General features: G+C 36.3%; 15 protein-coding genes. 4 read left to right on the top strand and 11 right to left on the bottom strand.

Features of this window, described 5'->3' with window-relative positions; all coding sequences use genetic code 11:
• The first annotated feature begins 43 nt into the window (after window positions 1–43).
• Window positions 44–565, top strand: coding sequence for a hypothetical protein (locus AC27GZ_RS00125; RefSeq protein WP_487092841.1), 522 nt, complete (start codon window positions 44–46; stop codon window positions 563–565).
• Window positions 566–637: 72 nt separating this feature from the next.
• Here AC27GZ_RS00125 and AC27GZ_RS00130 read toward each other — a convergent pair whose 3' ends face one another.
• The 8 genes from AC27GZ_RS00130 to AC27GZ_RS00165 form a co-directional block, all read right to left on the bottom strand.
• A complete protein-coding gene (locus AC27GZ_RS00130) occupies window positions 638–1081 on the bottom strand; it encodes an HvfA family oxazolone/thioamide-modified RiPP metallophore (RefSeq protein ID WP_487092842.1) in 444 nt (147 codons plus the stop codon).
• A gap of 328 nt (window positions 1082–1409) precedes the next feature.
• Entirely contained in the window at window positions 1410–2708 is a 1299-nt protein-coding gene (locus AC27GZ_RS00135; protein ID WP_487092843.1) for a tetratricopeptide repeat protein, read from the bottom strand.
• 2 nt (window positions 2709–2710) lie between these two features.
• Window positions 2711–3328, bottom strand: a complete 618-nt coding sequence (locus AC27GZ_RS00140) for an energy transducer TonB (RefSeq protein WP_487092844.1) — start codon at window positions 3326–3328, stop codon at window positions 2711–2713.
• A gap of 3 nt (window positions 3329–3331) precedes the next feature.
• A complete protein-coding gene (locus tag AC27GZ_RS00145; protein WP_487092845.1) occupies window positions 3332–3736 on the bottom strand; it encodes an ExbD/TolR family protein in 405 nt (134 codons plus the stop codon).
• 12 nt (window positions 3737–3748) lie between these two features.
• A complete protein-coding gene (locus AC27GZ_RS00150; RefSeq protein ID WP_487092846.1) occupies window positions 3749–4273 on the bottom strand; it encodes a MotA/TolQ/ExbB proton channel family protein in 525 nt (174 codons plus the stop codon).
• On the bottom strand, window positions 4273–5622 hold the full coding sequence (locus AC27GZ_RS00155) for a MotA/TolQ/ExbB proton channel family protein (RefSeq protein ID WP_487092847.1): 1350 nt from the start codon (window positions 5620–5622) through the stop codon (window positions 4273–4275). Before AC27GZ_RS00155 ends, AC27GZ_RS00150 begins: the two co-directional genes overlap by 1 nt.
• Window positions 5622–6401, bottom strand: a complete 780-nt coding sequence (locus AC27GZ_RS00160; protein WP_487092848.1) for a DUF3450 domain-containing protein — start codon at window positions 6399–6401, stop codon at window positions 5622–5624. The genes AC27GZ_RS00155 and AC27GZ_RS00160 overlap by 1 nt, the downstream gene beginning before the upstream one ends.
• 393 nt (window positions 6402–6794) lie before the next feature.
• Window positions 6795–7697, bottom strand: a complete 903-nt coding sequence (locus AC27GZ_RS00165) for an aspartyl protease family protein (RefSeq protein ID WP_487092849.1) — start codon at window positions 7695–7697, stop codon at window positions 6795–6797.
• A gap of 142 nt (window positions 7698–7839) precedes the next feature.
• Here AC27GZ_RS00165 and AC27GZ_RS00170 point away from each other — a divergent pair, with 142 nt between their 5' ends.
• A complete protein-coding gene (locus AC27GZ_RS00170) occupies window positions 7840–9657 on the top strand; it encodes a 2OG-Fe(II) oxygenase family protein (RefSeq protein WP_487092850.1) in 1818 nt (605 codons plus the stop codon).
• An 18-nt stretch (window positions 9658–9675) separates the two neighbouring features.
• Here the strand turns inward: AC27GZ_RS00170 and AC27GZ_RS00175 are convergent, their stop codons facing one another.
• Together AC27GZ_RS00175 and AC27GZ_RS00180 are read right to left on the bottom strand one after the other, a co-directional pair.
• Window positions 9676–11175, bottom strand: a complete 1500-nt coding sequence (locus AC27GZ_RS00175; RefSeq protein WP_487092851.1) for a tetratricopeptide repeat-containing sulfotransferase family protein — start codon at window positions 11173–11175, stop codon at window positions 9676–9678.
• Window positions 11176–11265: 90 nt separating this feature from the next.
• On the bottom strand, window positions 11266–14121 hold the full coding sequence (locus tag AC27GZ_RS00180; RefSeq protein ID WP_487092852.1) for a TonB-dependent receptor plug domain-containing protein: 2856 nt from the start codon (window positions 14119–14121) through the stop codon (window positions 11266–11268).
• A gap of 664 nt (window positions 14122–14785) precedes the next feature.
• Here AC27GZ_RS00180 and priC point away from each other — a divergent pair.
• Window positions 14786–15415 (top strand): primosomal replication protein PriC, encoded by a 630-nt coding sequence (gene priC / locus AC27GZ_RS00185; RefSeq protein WP_487092853.1) that lies wholly within the window; start codon window positions 14786–14788, stop codon window positions 15413–15415.
• A 212-nt stretch (window positions 15416–15627) separates the two neighbouring features.
• A complete protein-coding gene (locus AC27GZ_RS00190; RefSeq protein ID WP_487092854.1) occupies window positions 15628–15897 on the top strand; it encodes a late competence development ComFB family protein in 270 nt (89 codons plus the stop codon).
• A 656-nt stretch (window positions 15898–16553) separates the two neighbouring features.
• On the opposite strand, the gene galU is transcribed toward AC27GZ_RS00190, so the two are convergent.
• Window positions 16554–17453: a UTP--glucose-1-phosphate uridylyltransferase GalU gene (galU, locus tag AC27GZ_RS00195; protein WP_487092855.1), complete on the bottom strand. Its 900-nt coding sequence runs from the start codon at window positions 17451–17453 to the stop codon at window positions 16554–16556.
• Window positions 17454–17770 lie beyond the last annotated feature (317 nt).

A 17770-nucleotide genomic window follows, 5' to 3' on the forward strand; every position in this document is an offset into this window, starting at 1 on the left:
TGATCGTTAACATAACAATCCTAAGTAGCAGGAAGCTATTTTGATGAATAACTTAACCAAAATATCCATAATACTGTCAGGCATATTGCTAACTGCTTGTGTAAATCAAAACAAACTAGCACAAAAACAACTTACACCTGTGACAAATCCTTGTCCTAAAATATCAGCACTACTTAACAGCTATGAAAGTGGTTTTGATACCATTAAAACCACTAAAATCAAAGCTAAGTCGAGTAATACATGGAAGGCTAAATACAACCTTTTTGGTGAAAATTGTCATATTTGGTCTTGGGGACAGGGCAAAACAACCTATGCTTGTAATATATCGGCAAGTGATGAAGAGACTGCACAGGGGTACTATCAAAGTGCCATTAATACTACTCAGCAATGTTTAACTGACGATTGGCAAATCAATGAAGAGCCAAGATCGAATGATAACGGCAAAAAAGCAACCTTTACTAAAGTAAACAGTAAAGCTAGCATTTCAACCCATTTAGTTCCTTCCAATAGCCTATTAAGTAAAAGCTGGACCGTATATTATTACGTTGGAAAGCCTAAGCTATAAGCTCTAAAAACACGTAGAATAAGACATAAAAAAACGAGCTAATTGCTCGTTTTTTTATGTTGCTAAATTGACTTATTCACCGCATTTGCTTTTTTTGGCTTTTCCTTCACCGCATTTTCCTTCGCCACACTTACCTTTTTTGGCTTTAGCTTCTCCGCATTTTCCTTCGCCACACTTGCTTTTTTTGGCTTTGGCTTCACCGCATTTCCCTTCGCCACATTTGCTTTTTTTGGCTTTGGCTTCACCACATTTACCTTCACCGCATTTACCTTCGCCACACTTGCTTTTTTTGGCTTTAGCTTCTCCGCATTTACCTTCACCACACTTGCTTTTTTTGGCTTTGGCTTCACCGCATTTTCCTTCGCCACACTTAGATTTCTCATCAGATGATGTAGCTGTAACTAATTCTGAACTTGTAAAAGGATTACTTTCTGCTTTAACAATATTACTCGTAAATACTGTAAAAGCTAATAACCCTACAACAGCAGCTAGACCCGATTTTTTAAGTAAACTCATGATTTATTTCCCTTGTTGTTCAAATTATAAATATCTAATACCAATTGAATACAAAATAAAACTCAACTTTTAATTATTCATTTAGCCTTAACACATTAGTTATATGACTTTTAACATAGACCATCAAGGACTAAATAAAATTTCAAACTATTTATATTGCTTATCCTATTTAACCAATTAATGACTACTTCATAAATTACTGGATTTATGAACTAATACTTATGAACTAATACTTATGAACTAATACTTATTAATTAATCACAGATATAAAAAAACCAGCTATAAGCTGGTTTTTTAAAGTTTAATCGATAAGCATAAATGACACTAACTAAATTGAAACGTTTTTGCGTCGAGCTGTGTCTGCAATAAAGCTTTTCCAACTCCTAGCTGCTTTACGCGCTTTAGGATCTTCCATTGCTTTATTAATAGCAGTATAAGCTTGCTTATACTTTTCAAGATAGAAATAAGATTCTGCAATACTCATATAGAGTCGGCCTTTATTTTTCTCGCCAAGCTCTATAGCTTTTTCCAATGCAGGAATCGCTTTACTAAATTGCTCATCTTGTTTTAACAACATGCCTTGTTTACGATAATGTCTCGATTCATTAGTTAATTTAGCAAGTTCGCCATAATACTTCGCTGCTGTAGCTATATGCTGCGCAGAGTGCCATGCATTTGCTAACGTTGAAATATTAGTTTCATCACGTGTTATTTCGCCTGATGCAATATGCTTTTCTAATAGCAATGCTGCTTTGTAAGGCGAGTCAGATGATGAATATAAGTTTGCTAAAGTTTTAAACTGAGACTCTTTATCAAGAAACCCTTGCTTATAAGCTAAATCAAGTGTTTGTACAGCTTTAGAGTAATCTTCAACTAACAAGTAAAACATAGGTAATTGCGTCCACCATGTTTTCTTATCAGGGAAAATTAAAATAACTGTTTCCAAAACATCAATAGCTTCTTTATACATTTTTCTTTCGTAATAAGAAGTTAGCTTTAAAACGTATGGATTCTGATTAGGTTTATCACCAAATGCAGCAATAGCTTTATCAGCAGGAACAATCATTTTATCTAATTGTTTTAGCTCATAATTAGCTTGAGCAACTTTAACCCAAGTATTACCATCGCTTTTACCAGTAAACTCCATCCATGCATAAAAGTTTTTCAATGCATTTTTGTAGTCTTTGATTTGCATTTGTAAGTCACCTAGTAACTTTAATGCTTCACCATGATCGACTTCATTTAAGATGTCTGGCTCAACAGCAAGTTTTAAGTACTTAATGGCTTCCTTTTCTTGATTACCTTTAGTGGCATACATCACCGCAATAAAACGAGCAACATAGGCTTTATCATAATCTTTCTTTGCATTGATATCGTGCAAGATTACCAAAGCGCCATCAATATCAGACTCAATGCCCTTCTTATCGTCACCAGCATATAGTTCAAAAGCTTGTTGAATCTTTTTACCTACTGATGGACCAACAAGTTGCGTTGGACGTTTTTTCTTTTCTTCTTTCTTAGCAGCGGCAGCATAAGCACTATCCGCAAACGGTGCCTGAGCTACTAATAGAGAAGCGACAACGACTAGCGATGTCGAAAGTTTCTTAAGGGTAAATTGTTTCATCATAACTACTTCCCTCCGTCCATTTTAAAGTCTAATTGTACAGTTAAACCTTCTTGTTTTAATGGTTTACCATCAACAACTTTCGGTTTGTATTTCCACTTTCTAAGCGCACGCTTTGCTTCTTTATCAAATATACGTTTAGGTTGTGCTTCAATAACTTGAACATCTTCAACACCACCAATTTCGTTGATAGTAAATGAAAGTTTTACCCAACCTTCTTTACCATCACGCGCTGCTTGAATAGGGTACTTAGGCTCTATTCGTACAATTGGCGTTGCATCACCATCTCGTCCAAACCCTGCGCCAGGAGCTGATAAACCAGTTGACGCACCAGATAACTGAACGCCAGGCATATTAAACTGCAAACCACCAGTGTCATTACTGGCTTCAGGCTCTGGTGGAGCCTGTTTAGGTGGCGCTTTAGGCGGCGGAGGCGGAGGCGGCGGTACTCGACGGCGCGTCTCTGCAGAAGACTCTGGTGGCGTAGTATTAACTTCTACGATTATATTCTCTTGTGCTTCTTCCTTGTTTCTATCACCTGATGAAACAAGGAAAGCCATAAAAGCGAATAAACCAAAGGTAACTGCAGCGCCTAGTAGTATTGATACTAAAAAGCGTCCCATAATCTACCCCTTAGCTGCAGCAATCGAGATTCTAAGACCACTTCCTGCTTCTTTAATTGCATCCATAACTTTAACAACAACGCCATGCTTAGCATCTTTGTCGGCTTGGATAATTATTACGTCAGTCGGTTGTTCTGCAAGTAATTTTTCAATCCTTGCGCCAACACGTTCAACGTCAACACGGCCTTTATCTAACCAGATTTCACCATTATCTTTAATTGCAACAAAGATGTTAGCGTTTTTCTGTTTAGTTTGTTGTGCTGCTTTTGGTTTATTTACTTCAATACCTGCTTCTTTTACGAAAGAAGTGGTTACAATGAAGAAGATCAGCATGATAAATACGATGTCAAGCATCGGTGTCATATCAATTACTGCTTCTTCGTCCTCACGAATCTTTTTACGTGCCATGAAAATATCTCTCTAGTGATGAGGTAAACTGTCAACCAGTTTAGCCTTTGCTAGTTTAACTTGAGCGTCTAATCTTGTACTAAAGAACACGCCAGATAATGCTGCTACCATTCCCGCCATAGTAGGAATAGTTGCTTGCGAAATACCTGCGGCCATTAAACGCGGGTTACCTGTACCTTGCTGTGCCATTGTTTCAAACACGCCAATCATACCGGTTACTGTTCCCAACAAACCAATTAATGGACACATTGCCACTAAGGTTTTGATGGTGAACATGCGTTGTTCAAGCAGCTCATTTGCTTCGGAAATCCAAGTCTCTCTAATACGATGTGCATACCATGATGTTGTGTCTGTACGCGCATCCCAACGAGAAATAATGTTATCTCTCACTTGAGGGTATACAGATGACAAGAACCAATAACGTTCAATCATCATAATCCACATTAATAAGAGTGCAAAGGCAACAACGTATAGTACGTTACCGCCAGTCGCAATAAACCCCCTGACAGATTCCCAAAGCTCTATCAGGAATAACATTATTTAGACTCCTTCTCTGCAATCGCTGCGATTAAGCCTGCGCTTTGCTCGTCTAATTTTTGTAAAACAGATTTCGCTTTACCAGCTACAACACTGTGAACTAGGATTAGTGGTAATGCACAGATCAAACCTAATGCAGTTGTTACTAACGCTAGTGAGATGTTACCAGCCATAATTTTCGGGTCACCAGTACCAAACAAGGTAATTGTTTGGAAAGTCATAATCATACCGATTACTGTACCTAATAGACCCATTAATGGAGCAATAGCAGCAAACATTTTGATTAGATTGATACCACGATCTACTTTAGGTGTTTCGCGTAAAATACCTTCATCAAGTTTTAACTCTAAGGTTTCAGCATCAACAGTTTTGTTGTCATGGTAGATTTGTAATAAACGACCTAATGGGTTGTTAGCATTTGGTGTTTCGATGTTTTTCTCTTGTGCTTTAATTTTTGCACTAGTTGCTGTTAAGTCAATATAACGAACAAGAGCAATAATTAAACCAATGATAAGTAATACTGTGATTGCATAACCAACTTCTTTACCTTCATGGAAAAATTCTTCTAACGTTTTCTTACGTGTTTCTAGTGATAAGATACCACCACGTGAAGGATCCACATAAACACCTGCATAACCTGAAGAAGTATTAAAGAAGCTAGAAGCGGTACCTGAAATATAACCAGCTGGTTGCTTAGGTAACGGCTGAACTTGACCTACTTCATCATTATAAGTTAAGTAACCTGAATCTGATACTAAGTTAAAAGTACCTAGGCGAGTAATTGTTTCTGTTGATTTAGAACCATCTAAGTTTGTCACTTCAGAAGTAAACTTAGATACTTTACCTGATTGAGTCATTTCAGTTTGTAATGCAAACCATAACTCTTCTAAATCTTCTAGTGCAGGAATTTCTTTCGCATTAGCTATACGGTTTAACGCTTCGCCACGACCTGGGAATTCAGCACTTACAATAGACGTTGAAATTTGACCGTATGCTGCTGCTGCAGCTGCACGAGAAACACCAAACATTTCACCTAAAGTACCAGTAGCGTTATCTAACTCTACTTCTTTTTGTGCTAGCGAAATTTCGTTAGCAGCATATTCTTTAGTTAAACGCTTGTTGCGCGCATTTTGGTTAGCTAATTCTTTTTTAGCTTTGTTTAAAAGTGCTTGTTTGTCAGCACGGTCAGAAAGAAACTCAGCTTCACGTTTTTTATCTAGCTTAGCTTCTGAAATACGATCTGCTTTAACTTGTTTTAATAAGTCATCTAGCTGATTTGCTTGTGATGTTGCAACAAAACCAGCTGTCATCATTGCCGCTAGCGTTACAAAATTAATAACTTTCTTCATTATTCTGCTCCTGCCGCAAATACTGGTAATTTAGTTAAATCCATAGGAAGTTGCTTACGCGCCATAGCGATAGCATCTTTAACAGGCTTGATATACTCATCACCTAACTCTTCCCATGCACGGTTTTGGTTATTCCACAACCATGAACGTTTACCATCTAAAGATTGTGCAACAAAAGCGATACGTCCCATATGAACGAAATCAGCAGTCAATGTCGTACCACCAAAGTCCATTTCTGCTTGGTAAGCATCAAAAATAGTACCGTAACCAGCTTCAATTTCGTAAGCTTCAAGTACTAAACGGAATTGCTCAGACGTTGTAACGTTTGAACTTGACATAACGTCACGTAAGTTAGCAAGACGCTCTTTACGACGTTCGATATTCATTGGAACATCTAATTCGATAAACTTCTCTAAAGTGTCAATCATTTTGTACATCAAAGGTACAACACCTTGTTTGATCTTATCGATACCGTCAATTTGGTTTTGCAAAGAGGCGATATTAGCCTTTTGGTCATCTACCATACGTTGTACGTGATCGTTATAACCACGAAGAACGTCAGCTTCATCAACAGTATTACGGTACTCAGCAAGAAGGTCTTGCGTTTGCTCGTATATTGAGTTGATTTTCACTTGTGATTTAGCTGATTGCTTAAAAATTTGAGCTTCAGCCTTTTGAAGGTCTGTTAATGCATTTGCAGAAGCAACATTGCTACCTGCTAACGCTAATGCGCCAACCATCGCTGTTGCGATGAGGCTTTTCTTACTTACTTTGGACATAGTTCCCAACCAATTGCTATTTAAATTTTGATAACAAAGATTTTTGTTACCGCAAATATAAAAATCTATCGTTTTTTATGTGTAACTTTTTATGTGTAACTTTTTATGAATACAACCAATCAATAATCCCAAATGACAAACTTGCTGTCAAGGTGCGAGTTATTTTCTTCTATTGATTGCCTGCAAAATAGCCTACTTTTCAGACGCGCTTATTTTGCCAGCGTATGTTTTACTAATTTCTTCGTAGCAAGTCAAATTTATTTATGCAGGTTTCCCTGCATAAATAATCAAAATATCTTGTAAGGTGTTGTCTGTAGAGAGGTTATGGGATATCAAAATATTCTTTTAATATCCCGTATAAATAACTCTAATAGGGAGAGGGTTATCTTTAAATTAGGGTGCGACTATATGTAATTGATAATCTAATAAGTCTACGGTAACGATAAAGTGCTTTAAAATATCAAATCCCATTATTCCTTTAGGCTTAATACCACGACTTATTCTACTATTATTGGCTGTTGACGTTTCTCTTGAGCTTTTACCAACATTAGTATTTTCACCTTCACTGGGCACTTGAATAGGCACATTATCTAATTCATAAGGACCAATTTTCAATGAATCCACTTTAAATATATCCACTTTTGCAGCTCTGGCAATACCTGAAACTTGCCCCTTCTCAACTTGTGTATCACTACTTAACCAACCATTATCTATGGCTAAACTTCTTTTCAAATAAATAGCGCCACTATTTCCTGTATCAAAGGTTAGCCAGACTTTCTCCCCATTAATTTTTACTTGAATAGCGGGTAAACTTGTACTCCTTGACCTTTTCATAGGTACATTTTCATATTTATCCATATCAACAGCATTTTTGGGGAATAGTTGCAGTCGAGAGTTTGGAAAATCTATTTGTAAAATCACATTGGAAAAAAAAGTCGAACCAAGTAATAAAGTGGTATCCCCCAACTCCCCTGCAGCGACATCATCTAAATCAAACTCACCACCAAACATATTTACAGGGACATTATTATAAAGTTGAACATAGGAGCTACCATTTACCCCTTTGACTCGAATTTTATCTGTTTTTTTAAAATCCTGACCATGTTTGTCTATAAACTCTTGGTTAATCATATTTACATTTGAGCCACTATCTAGCATTGCGGTAGCAGGCTGCCCATTGACTTCAACTTCAATAGTTATATGATTGTTATGAAAAGTAAAAGGAACCCAATCTGCTAATGATTTAGTACTTACTAATAAAAAAAGCGTAATTAAAATAATCTGCAAAAATCGCATTATTCATCCTTGTATTTAATTCTTATTATAAAAATATTATTATGACTCAAATTGAACATTGAGTTGCACTGTCTATCAAGCATTTAATTGTCATAAAAAAACACATGATTATTAAAGCAATAACGTAACATAAATTTTATCTATGAAAAACACCCAAAATCAACTTAGACAAGCAATGAGTTTTTTCCAAAGTAGAAACTTTTCTGCAACCATTGCTTTATGTAAAAAAATATTAATTGAAGAACCGCAGCAACATGACGCTCTTCATATGCTTGCTTTAGTCTATAAATTACAACATCAGTACGATTTAGCTGAAGAGTATTTTTTAGCAAGCCTTAAGCACGGTAAACAAGCTAACTTTTATTTAAATGTTGCAAATTTTTTTGCACAAACTAATCGACACTCAAAAGCAGAACAATATTATGAACAAGCATACCAGCTTGGTAAGACTAATTTAGATGTGCTCTATAACTGGTCATTAGTACTCAACACATTAAGTAAGTATGAATTAGCCATAAAAACTATCAAAAAAGCCATTGATTTAAATGGCAAAGAGGCTCCATTTTATAATGTCCTTGGGAATGCACAAAAAAACTTAAAAAATTATGACCAAGCAATAACTGCTTTTAATCAAGCAATCAATATTAGCCCTTCTGATTTTTTTGCATGGCATAATTTAGGTGTTACCTACCGAATTATCGGAAACCCTAAATCAGCTTTAAATTGCTACAATAAGATAATTGAACCTGGTAAGGAGGTCCCCGAACTACATTTCAATATAGGTTGTGCATATTACGATTTAAATGAGTTTGAGAAAGCAGAGAAATCATTAAATACTGCAATAGCGTTGAGGCCTGATTATGTACTTGCCCATGAAGCGCTTAACAACTTGTACTGGGAGAATAATGGTAACAGTAAATTTCTATCTAGCTACAATGGATACTTGAAAAGTAACCAACAATCTACGCCTAGCATGAGTTACTCTTTTGCAGCTCAGTTAATATTGTCTAATCAACTACTCAAAGCTGAAGAAGTACTTAAAAAGGCTATTAGTCAATTTGGGGATCAAGCTAACCTTCTCCACGCATTGGCGACTATTTATTTGAAAAACAATTCCCAAGCTAGCAAATCACATGAACTGATTCAAAGTGCTATATCAATTGATCCAAGCAATACGCGATATCGTATTGATATGGCCAATATATTAATAAAGCAGCAAGAGTATAAATCAGCATTATCACATTTAGAGGTAGCGTCTAAAGTGTCACCTCTAAACCAAGAAGTTTGGGCTTATAAAGGTATTTGTTGGCGGTTACTAAACGATGAGAGAGAACTCTGGCTTAATAACTACAATGAATTGGTGGTTGTGAAAAAGATTATTCCACCCTCACATTATGACAACTTAGAACACTTTATGAGTGAGCTGAAACTATTTTTAACTGAGCTCCATAACTCTACTCAACAACCCTTGGATCAAAGTGTAATGGGGGGCAGTCAAACCAAAGGAAACCTGTTATTAAATACTTCACCGATTATTCAAGAGTTAAAGTCAGCAATTAATTTCAATGTAAAGCAATATTTAGACAACCTCCCCTCTGATCCCTCTCATCCTTTCTTATCACGCATAAAGTCAGACTTCACTTTTACAGGCTGCTGGTCTGTATTATTAAAGGAGCAAGGTTTTCATACAAATCATGTTCACCCTGAAGGCTGGCTTTCAGGGCCAACTTATATCAGTATACCTAAAGGTGTGAATAAAGGTGATCCTGAAAAGGCAGGTTGGGTTCACTTTGGAGAAACGTCATTAAAGTTAGGTGATAAAGAAGTTAAAGCAGTTGAACATTGCCCAGAGCAAGGGGACTGCGTATTCTTCCCTAGTTATATGTGGCACGGGACTAATCCTACAGTAACTGATGAACCGAGAATGACCACCCCTTGCGACATTCAACCAAAAGCATAAATATTGCCATTAACTTTCTTAATGGCTCTTTTTCTTAATCAGGCTTATTAAATCTTCTATATTAGCTTGATAGTTTTTCCAGCGACCTGATGAACTTGAGTAAAAAGGTTGTCTAACCTGCCAAACACTAGCGGTTTTAACCTTATTTTTAATGTTATAAAAATTCAAGCAGCCTTCATCCCACTCAAGATTTAAAAAATTAAGTAAAGACTTTATTTCATTTTGTGGCTGTTCTATTAAATTATCGTAATTGACTGTACAAATCGAATCGCCATATTTTTGTTGCCAAAAAGTAGTTAACTTTTCCTGTTGCTCATAATAATGCGCAATAGTGTTTAACTTCATGGAGTAATTCATTTTATTACCAAGACGCAAGAAATAAACTGATAAACAATTATCAAGTATGTTCCTCTGAGTAAAAATGAATTTTGCATTTGGGAATAACACTTTAATTAAGCCAACAAACAAGTAATTTTCAGGCCTTTTATCAATTACACACCCGGCATTAGGAAACGCCTTTGCAATATCTTTTAAGTAATCCTGAGCAATCTTATTGAGCTGTTTAAACTTAACCTGAACTAAAGATGCTGGAAAAGGTGATAAAGTATTTTCTACTAGCCGTATAAAGAACTCTCTCTCACCACCAGATGTCAATTTTGGGTGAGCTGAAAGTATCTGTTCTACCAACGTAGAGCCGGATCTAAACATACCACAGATAAATACAGGTGAAGCAGTACTTATGGCCTTAAACTCTTTAAAAACCTCACCATTAAATACTTCGATAATACTATCGATATATTGCTCATGTAGTGCTGCGTCATAAGGAGGTGTAATTTTTTCTGCCAGTAAATTTGCTTGTTGATAATACTTAAAGGCTTGTTCAAAACTTTTACAGTCATCAAGCGCCTTACCTAAGGCAAAGTTAACATTAATTTTTGTAGATAAATCTATTCGTATATCGTCATTGGCTTTTTTTAATTGTGTGATTAATTCATCATCTATATCAGAAAAAGCTTTAATGTGAGCAAGCCTAGCGAAAGCGTCATAATATTGAGGAGCATACTTCACTACTTTTTGAAATAACTGCTCTGCCTTAAGCTTATCACCAGCATCTTCATAAAGGTTAGCTAAATTATATAGTGCAGGAATATAACTACTGTTTAAGCTTAACGCTTTTTCAAGGGCACCTTTAGCCTTATCCTCATCATTTAAGTGATCAGCATAAATAACAGCAATATTTAAGTACACTTCTTCTGGTTGAGAGATATTCAGGTTTAACGACTTTTCATATTGAGCAATAGCTAATTCATATTGCTCTGCAAACCTTAAATTATATGCATAATTAAAATAAGCTTCTGCATCTTGAGGTTTTAACTTGAGATAATGTGCATAACATTGACTAGCCTTTTGCCACTCTCTTAATCTTGCATACTCATTGGCCAATTGCTCAACATAATACTTTGTTGAAGGGTTTGTTTTTATTTTGTCTTCAAGTTGGTTAATTATACTATTGGTCATATTTACTAATTACAGTAGATTGATTTTCATTATGTAGAAATAAAAACGGTGAGCCTAAGCTCACCGTTTATTTAATCCTAAGAGGTTATCTTAGAATTTAAGAGTTACACTCGCGTGTAAGTAACGACCTAATGTGTCGTAGAAACCAGCGATAGCATTACCGTTTGTAGATAGTGTACCACCAACCATTGGCGGCTCTTTATCTAAAACGTTGTTAACACCAACTAAAACACCAACATTATCAGTTACGTCGAAAGCAGCTTTCAAGTCAATATAACTTTGTGCGCTAATTCCGTCACCAACTAATTCATCAGTTTCTTCTGTGTACTCTACTTCACCGTAGTATCTCCAGTGAATAGAAGCCGTCCAGAAAGTATCCATATCGTAACTTAACTTAGCAGTATGACGCCATTCTGGTTGTGCAAAACAACCGTTATCGATATTACCAACACAATCAAATGTTGCATCAGGGAAACCTGGAAGTTGCTCATACTCTTTCTTAACCATTTGAGTACCGATAAAGCTCGCTGTCCAAGTACCTGCTAAAGCTTCAAGTACGTAGTTAGCTGAAACATCAACACCTGTCCAGTGACGGTTTGCTAAGTTAACATTAGTTGCAGTTACATAACCTGCTGTACCTAACCATAAGCTACCTGCACCAGAACGATTAACATTATCACAGTATGCAGCATCACCTGTTAAACCACATTGTTCAACAGTTAGCTCAGCACCTACAGTACCGATAACATCTTCTAACTGAATATCCCAATAATCGATTGAGAAGTTAAAGTTATCAAATGGGTTAGCTACAACACCGAATGAAACGGTATCAGCAATTTCTGGTTGTAGATCTGGGTTACCACCAAATAAACCATTATATTGGCTTGCAGGGCTAGCAGTAATATTACCGTATTGTGCTGCAGTTACACCTGAGTTAGCACATTGTGCTGCTGTTTGAGCAGGGTTTGCACCAGCACATGGATCAGTACCACCCCATAAACCTTGACTTTGTGGAGCAAATAACTCGCCAACATTCGGAGCACGAACAGCACGGTTATAACTAGCACGTAGTTTCCAGTCTTCAACTGGAGACCAGTCAACAGCTACTTTATACGTTGGCTCGCCACCTGAAGTAGAATAGTCTGAATAACGACCACCTAATTCTAATGTTAAGCTTTCAGCCATAAATGCATCTTGAACAAGTGGAATACTAACTTCACCAAAGATTTCTGTTACATCGTAGCCACCCATGATACTAGTAGTTGGACCACCTTGACCTAATAAAAGACCATTTTCAAAAACTTCATCAGATAAACGTTCGAATTTCTCTTCACGGTATTCAACACCAACAACAACTGCAATTGAAGAATCAGCAGTTGGAAGTGTTATGTCTAAATCACCGCTTGCAAATGCGTTGAATACCATTTGAGTTGCGTGACCACTTAAGATAGCTGTACCAGTTAAAGCACCAGCAGCTTCTTCTGTTACACCGTTATATGTGAATACTTCATAAGGGATACAGTCAGCATCTGCAGCACAAGCTGCTGAGTCAACAGCAGTTGCAATACGTGGAGCAAAGAAATCGTTCAAGTATGCTGCAGAAGAATCTGAAGCACCAAACTGGAATGAAGCATCATAATACCAGTTATCATTGATATCGCCTTTAACACCAGCAACAACACGGTAAGAGCTATGTGTTAAGTTACTAGAACGTGGACCACCTTCAACATTACGCTTACCAATATAAGTAGCAAATTCATCTGTTGGACCTAAGCCTAGGTTATCCATTACATATTGTTGTTGGTCAGCATTCAACTGAGAAACAGGTAAAATATAAGTCTCTGCGAAGAAAGTACCTGACTCAGCAATTTGAGCAACTGTACGGTCATTCATGTAGCTAGCTTCTAAATAAGTAGTTGCATGTTCATTAATTTCATAATCAATGAAAGTACCAAAAGTTACACGCTCATCTGGACGCATAAAGTGGTTTACAGGTGCGTAGTTATAAACATTACCAGAAGAAGGTTGGAAGTTACTACCTTCAGTTAATGTTAAATAATCCCAATTATCCCAATCAAAAGCACCATCAGCAACGCCACCTAAGTAGAAGTTAGGAATAATCGCATTACCTGAACCACCACAACCAGTACCAGCTGAGTTTAAAGCACATGAAGAGTAATCACGTGATTCTTGACGTAATTCATTAACTTTACGGTAAGTAGCATATGCAACAGCATGACCTTTATCACCTGCAAAATCACCACCAATGGCAATATCGAAGTTATAAGTTCTACCATCAATACCGCTACTGCCGTCAGGGTATTCAAAACCACGCTCATCCATTAAACCTTGGATATAGCTGTTATCATTATCATGTTGATAGCCTGAAGCACCTACGGTAAATTCAAAACCTTCAAAGTCAGTATCCATAATAAAGTTAACAACACCGGCTACAGCATCAGCACCGTATGTTGAAGAACCACCACCAGTTAACACTTCAACACGTTTAACTAATGCCGCTGGAATTTGGTTAATATCAGGTGCTTGAGAATAAACACCACCTGGTTGCATACGACGACCGTTAACTAATACTAACGTACGACTTGTACCCATACCACGTAAGTCAACAGATGCTGTACCTGTTGCGCCGTTTGAATCAAAAGCAGTATTTGATGCTTCAATTTGCGGTAAACTGTTTAATAAATCTTCTACACGGGTAAAACCAGATAATTTAATATCTGCAGCACTTGTTACAGAAACAGGGCTTGATGTTTCCATATCGGTACGCTTAATACGCGAACCTGTTACTTCAATTCTTTCTACACTTTCTACACTTTCTTCTGCTTCTTCAGCAAAAGCCATTGTCGGCACAGCTAAAGCTGTAGTAGTTACACCAGCTGCGAGTGCTAGGCGAACAGCTTTAGTAAGCTCGTTATTTTGATACATGTTTACTCCCTGGATCACATTCGTGATTGGTTGTTATTTATTGTTTAGTTTCAAGACTATGCTGCCTCGTAAACTTTTTTGAACGGGTCATTAGACCTGATCTGTCCTCTACGATATTAAACGGGTTTGGCGTACAGCGTCAACACCATTTATAACCATTTGGTAAACTTTTTAACATTTAGACATATCGAGTTACAATAAGACAAACAAAGTAAAACCCTAAACAAAAACCAGTAAACAATTGAATAATAAAAAGAAAAACACAAGAAAACATCAAGTTACTTAATTAAACATTAATGAATATAAAGTTTAATTTCTAACCAAAAGAAAGTATGTTTGAACAAATGAAAAACCCAGCCAAAAAAATACATTATAACTACAAATCAAATACTTAAAATAAAATCACATAATTCAACATACTATCCATTTTTATAGTTCACAAAAAACAACAACAATTAAAACACCTGATTATCAACAACTTAATTAGAAAAACAAAACCTTCGTAAAGATAACATGACAAACAATCAATTTTCCTTGTTATCAATTTGTAACTTTCAAGAGAAATGCAAGGTTCATCGAAACTATATCAAGAAGTATTAGAAACCTACCATCAGATAGAGGATACTAGCCAGATAAAAGAACCACCTAGTTAATTTAATAATTTATGAGTCAATTAGAGCGCCTATCTTCTTTGCTAACACAATTAGCCACAAAAGCAGAAAAAATTGATAAAAAAAATGCGGCAGAAAAAGCACATCGCTTAATTGAAAATAATGATCTATTTTCAGCAAATCTTTTTATTACCCGAAGTGATACGTTTGGTCCATATATCAAAGAAATTCAAAAAAAACTTCCCGAGTATTCTCGATTAATTAACTCGAACAAAATCATCTATTCCACAGAGCTATTACAGCAAATAGAGCAACAAATAATTGCAATAGCTACCGCCTTAAATGCCAACGCCACACTACATCAAGCGGCTAAACTAAGCTTTGACGCCCATAAAAAAGTAAAAATTAAAAAATCTAAAACACAAAATAAATATAAGAGCATGACAAAAAGCCTCACTCTTTCTAGTCATCAGCTCTATCAAAAATTAGCTGAACACCACGAGTTTGAAAGAAGATTAATGGATATGGTCTCAGAGCGAGAGTCACAACACCTAAATTGTAAAGCCAGTGACAATGTAAAATTATCAGCCGAAGTATTAGCATTACATCAGCGCTTAGGTAGATGTAGAAAAGCGATTTCAATGATAGAAAGGGATATTGAGCTTGCAGAGAAACGCGGCTAGTAAACCCACTAAGTACAAGCTATGAAACTATAGTTTAACTGCCCAACGAACATAAAGTCACAAGCCTATGTACTCTATCTGAAGGCTAAGTACTTAAATAGACAATCAAAAGAAGTTAAAAATACCTTCAAATAACCCATTAATGAATTAGCATTTTACTCAAACACAGGTTAATCTTTGAATATACAGACTGACTTAAAGTGAAATAACATATGAAAATTTCTGACGACATTCATAATTATTATGAAAAATTAGTAATGGATCATTTCTCTGTAGGGAAATTTGACGAAAAATATGATGAAGACTTTATTGCTGATTTAACTTGTGTAGTGCTCAACCAACTACCAACCCGTTATATTCGCCATGAAGTTGATATGGCATTTTATTTGCCAGCTTCAGAACGCTTTGAAATGGAAACAAAAGTTAAAAAAGCAATAAGCAAAGCTGTAGAGTTTATGAAGGCACATAAAGCGGCTTCTTAAAACAGCAACCCAATTACGTAATCACGATAGAAGGCACTGTAAATAGAGTTACTGCCTTCTATCACTATCTCAATTACCAATCTAATTCACTCCCCTAAAGTTTTCAGAACCTCTGCCTAAGTTGATTCATATACCCTGCAACTTGCTTGTGCTTAACCGCATAAACACACAGCTTAAAAGAAGCCTAATATAAAAATTTATAAAAATTATTTGCAAAAAATAAATTAGCTTCTATCTTTAATAAAGTTAGCAATAACAACTGAGCAGGAGCTCTTTATAGGGACACTTCAGGATGAAGTTATGTGATAGGAGATCACAATAGGATGACTAAAACAGGGATGTGTAATCAAGGACGGTTACCTCTGTTTTATTCCCTCACTTAAATGTCGTATTAAACTTCAACTACATTACGTACAATGCAGTCAGATGTACTTGTTCCATTCACACAGAAGTTACAATCCTTTTTTCTGCCTTAATCCGATTTCCATCTTAAGCCTTTTACATACTAAGCCTTTTACATACTAAGCCTTGTACATACTAAGCCTTGTACATCTTTAGCACTTTGCCCCTATATCCGTTCGCCCTGAGCTTGTCGAAGGGTTATAAAACATATTAGAAGGGGCAACAAAAAGCTAAATCAAAATTACTTAAAAAAATTACTTAAGAAAATCCTGTAGAAACTCTTTAAAGTCTTCGCCTAACTCACTATGACGTAAAGCATATTCAACATTAGCTTTCATATAACCTAATTTAGAGCCACAATCATGTGATTTACCTGACATATGAAAAGCTTCAACCATTTCAAGCTTCATTAAGCTTGCAATCGCATCTGTTAGCTGTATTTCATCACCTGCACCTGGTGGTGTAAACTCCAGTAAATCCCAAATTTTCTCAGACAATACATAACGACCAACAACCGCTAAATTAGAAGGAGCTTCATCAACAGGAGGTTTTTCAACAACTGCAGTCATTGGCTGAGACTCGCCTTCAGATAGCGCTACCCCTCCACAGTCTACAACACCATAACTACTCACTAGCTCCATAGGCACAGGTTCAACCATAACTTGGCTATACCCTCCTACTTTGTCATATCGTGCAAGCATGGCGGCTAGGTTTTCAGTTTTTAAATCTGCAGAAGCGTCATCTAAAATAACATCTGGTAATACCACAGCAAACGGCTCATTGCCAATAATTGGACGCGCTTTTAAAACCGCGTGACCTAACCCTTTAGCTTCCCCTTGACGTACATGTAAAATAGTCACATCTTTAGGACAAATAGCTTGAATTTCTTCTAACAACTGACGCTTAACACGTTTTTCAAGCGTAGTTTCAAGCTCAAAGGATTTATCAAAATGGTTTTCGATGGCATTTTTAGAAGAATGCGTAACTAAAACAATTTCTTTTATACCTGCATCAATACACTCATTGACTATGTATTGAATCAAAGGTTTATCAACAATTGGAAGCATTTCTTTAGGGATAGCTTTAGTTGCTGGTAACATACGTGTACCTAGTCCAGCAACGGGAATAACGGCTTTGGTGATTTGTTTAGACATTTTCATCCTTAATATATTTTGTTTAACTTCATTCTATATGAGTAAATAACTGGAATAAAGGGCTTATTAATACTTATTCATATAAGGTAGAGTATGAATTTGAAAGAAGGATTGCTTTTTGTGAAAACTGTTATGATAAGTTAAATTTACTGACTCTTCGATAAGCTCAGAGTTAACTGTAATTACCATTTACCCTGAGTAAGAAAAATGAGAAGTTGAAGAGCGTCAAACTAGCTAGAATACATTCAAAAGAAAACATAGGTGCAACCAACTACGACCGCTCTGACCCCGTTGTAAGAAGTAATTCAATTCGCCCT

The organism is Colwellia sp. SU-HH00943 (assembly GCF_057546125.1).